This is a genomic window from uncultured Candidatus Puniceispirillum sp. (assembly GCF_963979125.1).
GTDB lineage: Bacteria > Pseudomonadota > Alphaproteobacteria > Puniceispirillales > Puniceispirillaceae > Puniceispirillum.
Genome location: NZ_CAXBVX010000143.1, coordinates 1 through 3,449, shown reverse-complemented (window position 1 = coordinate 3,449; position 3,449 = coordinate 1). Strand labels below are relative to the sequence as shown.

Here is a 3,449-nt window from a genome sequence, read left to right as displayed (position 1 = left end):
ATTTTTGATCTTGTGATAATTGGCGCAGGCATTTCCGGCCTTGCCGCCGCCAGCGCCGCGCATAAGACTGGCCAACATGTGGTGGTGATTGACAAGGGGCGCCGGATTGGCGGACGCTTATCGACGCGCCGTGCCGATGGTTTCACCTTTAATCATGGTGCGCAGTTCGTCACCGCCAAAGGCGATGCCTTTAGTGCCGTTTTACACGCCGCAGAAACAGCTGGCGCGCTGGCGCGCTGGCAGATTGCCGATGATAAAACCGCCTTTGCCGGATCACCGACCATGCGTGATCTGCCTGTCTTTATGGGTCAGGGTCTGGATATTCGTCAGGATATGGAAATCGCCAGCATCATGCCGCACCCGCTAACTGGCACCAATAACAATGGTCTATGCCTGACCGACAAAAACGGTACCAATCTATTGACCCGCAAACTGATCGTCACCGCACCAGCCCCCCAAACAGCACGGCTTTTACGCGACATTGAACCTGCCATGGCCGCGCTTGCCGATACGGCGCTTTATGCGCCGTGCTGGACAGCCATGTATGGCTTTGACGCTATGCCTATTATGCCAACTTTGCCGATCCGCAATCGTGATTGTGCGATTGGCTGGGCTGGACTGGAACAAACGCGCCCACACGCCGATCAGCATTATCCAGCGATTACAATTCAGGCGTCAGCCGACTGGAGCCAGCACTGGATCGAAGCCAGCAAGGACGAGGTGATTGCCGCATTATTTGATACGCTGGCTAGCGAGACAGGTGTAGAATTACCGCGTCCGGTGATGTCAGCCGCGCATCGCTGGCTATATGCCAAAGTTATTCGCCCAGCCACAATAGATACCAGCATCGCCCCGCATGGAATCACCAATGCCGGTCGTTCCATCGCCATCGCAGGTGACTGGCTTGGTGGTGCCCGTGTTGAACATGCCTATGACAGCGGATTAGCGGCCATAAACGCGCTATCGATATAGTGCCTAGGCGCCTAGATTCTAATCACCAGTTGATGTCATGACCACAATTTCACGATGCGCAACATGGCTACGCACGTAATCAACATTGGCTTGCCACCAGTCTGACCCGTAGAATTTTTCTTCCAGTTTCGGAATATCTTCCAACTGGTCACAAGTGCGAATCCAGATAAACTGCGTCCCCAGATCATTGACCCATGATGAAGACACCCCAAAGCCAGCCTCATGCAGAACGGGTATCAACTTGCTATGGAACAGATCAAGCCAGCTATCCATCTGCCCTTTATTGATTGTGTAAATGCGAAGATGTGCGGCGGCCATGTCGTGTCTCCCGATTATTTATGAATAATATTGATGACAATCATTATGTATTGTTTGAAGATTATGCAGTGCAATACTCATATATTGGGCAAGCTAATTCAAACCAAATCTGCTAATCTGGTGTCAAACGCATGCTAGGAAAAATATCATGAAAAAACGTCTTATAATCATAGTTACAATGTTAACGGCTTTTTCGGCAGCAATGCCTGGCATTCTGTCTGCACATGATGGTGCCACTGGCATTGTTAAAGAGCGCATGGATAATTTCAAAGCAACACAGGGACATCTCAAAGCCATTGGCGGATTGATGGGAAACCAAGACTACGCCGCCATCATCGAACATGCCGAGGAAATAAAGGCTTGGGCGGTCAAGATGCCTGAGTTTTTCCCTGAAGGCAGCGGCGGCGCACCGTCAGCCGCCAAACCACGCGTCTGGGAAGATTTTGACGGTTTTAAAGCCGCCGCACAGGCACATGCCACAGCGACACAGGGCATTATCGATGCGGCGAATGCAGAAGACATGACCGCACTGACCGCGGCTTTTCGGGCAACAGCTGACTCTTGTGGCGGATGTCACAAAGTCTTTAAAAAATAAGCATGAATATGCGCCTTTTTCTGTCCGGTACCCTGTCTTGATGTCTATCGATGGGTGATGTTCTTGCTATTTCGGTGCCCTTTTTTGCATTGATTTTTGCTGGTTTTGGCGTACGGGCGACGGGCCTTTTTGACAATGCTGGCGCGCGTACATTGGCTAAATTTGCCTTTTATGTTGCTTTGCCGCCGATGCTGTTCATCAAGGTGGCGGTCAGCGACCCTAGCGATATTTTCAACTGGGGTTTTGTCTGGCGGTATGAAAGCGCAACCATTTTGCTGTTTCTTGGCACCGCTTATCTATCACGGTCACTGTTCGGGTTTGAACGGCTGACAAGTGGCATTTTCGGGCTCAATATCGCCTATCCAAATTATGGTTATATTGGCGTGCCTTTATGTATTCTGGCATTTGGTGATGCGGCGGCATTACCCCTAGCGCTTTTGCTATTTGCTGATACCATTGTTCTGCTGATGATCCTTGCCTATTTTGCCGCCAATACCAAACAGGGGCTGGTACAGGCCTTGCCGCGTATCCTGGCTGAAATGGCACGTAACCCCTTACTTCTTGCTGTGATGGCGGGTCTTGGTTATGCCGCCTTTGATATGCAGATGCCGATCATTGCCAGCCGGACGTTGAACATGCTGGCTGATGCGGCACCACCGGTTGCGCTATTTGCCCTTGGCGCAACCCTCTATGGCCAGCCAATCCGCGCCGCCGCCGCCGAAGTCAGCGTCATAAGCCTGTTCAAACTTATCGTGCATCCTGTGCTTGTCGCAGGCTTGTTTTTGCTCATTCCGGGACAGGACATGTTATGGATCAAAGTTGCTATCCTGTCAGCCTGTCTGCCTGTTGCCGCCAATGTGTTCATGCTGGCCGATCATTATCAGACCTATGCAGGTCGCTCGGCCTCAGCCATTTTCGTCAGCACCTTGCTGGCCAGCCTGACGGTGCCTGTGGTGCTCTATATCCTGTTCACTATGCTTGGCTAGACGCCGTAGCCTCATCATCCGAAACCAAGCGTTGAAAATCGGCATCGGTAAAGGGGATCACCATTTGCGCCGCAACATCATATAGATTTCGTTCGATGCGCGATAATGGTGCCAAATAAACATGAATGCCATAACTTGGCGTTGATCCTGTGCATTCCACTGTATGAATGGCGTTAGGGCCAATCGACAACACATCGCCAGCCTGCATATCAACTGACTTGCCCTTTGTGATAAAAGCGTCACCAGCCGTAGTGAAAAAATTGTTTCGCTCCTGCCCTTCATAAATACCAATCACCGCCGATGTTTGGTGGTCATGCGGCGGGATCGTGTAATTGGGACGAAACCGGCAATAGAAAATCGAAACGGTCTCATCCTCGAATAATGTCTCTTCATCCGTATCAAATGTGGGCATCGCTTGGCGGACAGCTTCTGGATTTTCAAAATAACGATCCATTTCAGCGCGAATGGCTTTTGCTGGTGACGGGGCTGTTACAGCCTTGCGCAAACAGGTGATAAATTCATCCAGATCAAAAACAGATAGATCAGACCCCGCTGTCTTTGCACCCGCTGTCTTTGCA

Annotated in this window: 5 protein-coding genes; 3 read left to right on the top strand and 2 right to left on the bottom strand. The window is 50.9% G+C overall.

Annotated features, from left to right (window positions below):
• Positions 1-972 (top strand): NAD(P)-binding protein (locus tag ABNT28_RS10385; protein WP_348721551.1); only part of this gene is annotated, 972 nt, incomplete at its 5' end.
• Positions 973-990: 18 nt separating this feature from the next.
• On the opposite strand, the gene ABNT28_RS10380 is transcribed toward ABNT28_RS10385, so the two are convergent.
• Positions 991-1,290 carry a hypothetical protein gene (locus ABNT28_RS10380; RefSeq protein ID WP_332924139.1) on the bottom strand — a complete coding sequence of 100 codons (300 nt, stop codon included), beginning with the start codon at positions 1,288-1,290 and terminating at the stop codon, positions 991-993.
• A gap of 148 nt (positions 1,291-1,438) precedes the next feature.
• On the opposite strand from ABNT28_RS10380, the gene ABNT28_RS10375 reads away from it, so the two are divergent.
• Together ABNT28_RS10375 and ABNT28_RS10370 are read left to right on the top strand one after the other, a co-directional pair.
• Positions 1,439-1,885, top strand: a complete 447-nt coding sequence (locus tag ABNT28_RS10375; protein WP_332924140.1) for a cytochrome c — start codon at positions 1,439-1,441, stop codon at positions 1,883-1,885.
• A gap of 50 nt (positions 1,886-1,935) precedes the next feature.
• Positions 1,936-2,871 carry an AEC family transporter gene (locus ABNT28_RS10370; protein WP_332924141.1) on the top strand — a complete coding sequence of 312 codons (936 nt, stop codon included), beginning with the start codon at positions 1,936-1,938 and terminating at the stop codon, positions 2,869-2,871.
• Here the strand turns inward: ABNT28_RS10370 and ABNT28_RS10365 are convergent.
• The coding region (locus ABNT28_RS10365; protein WP_348721550.1) for a hypothetical protein at positions 2,858-3,449 on the bottom strand (592 nt) is incomplete at its 5' end. The two genes, ABNT28_RS10370 and ABNT28_RS10365, sit on opposite strands and share 14 nt — an antisense overlap.

Coding starts and splice junctions, on each gene's coding strand:
- ABNT28_RS10380 (WP_332924139.1), bottom strand. CDS start 1,290: ATGGCCGCCGCACATCTTCGCATTTACACAATCAATAAAGGGCAGATG.
- ABNT28_RS10375 (WP_332924140.1), top strand. CDS start 1,439: ATGAAAAAACGTCTTATAATCATAGTTACAATGTTAACGGCTTTTTCG.
- ABNT28_RS10370 (WP_332924141.1), top strand. CDS start 1,936: ATGGGTGATGTTCTTGCTATTTCGGTGCCCTTTTTTGCATTGATTTTT.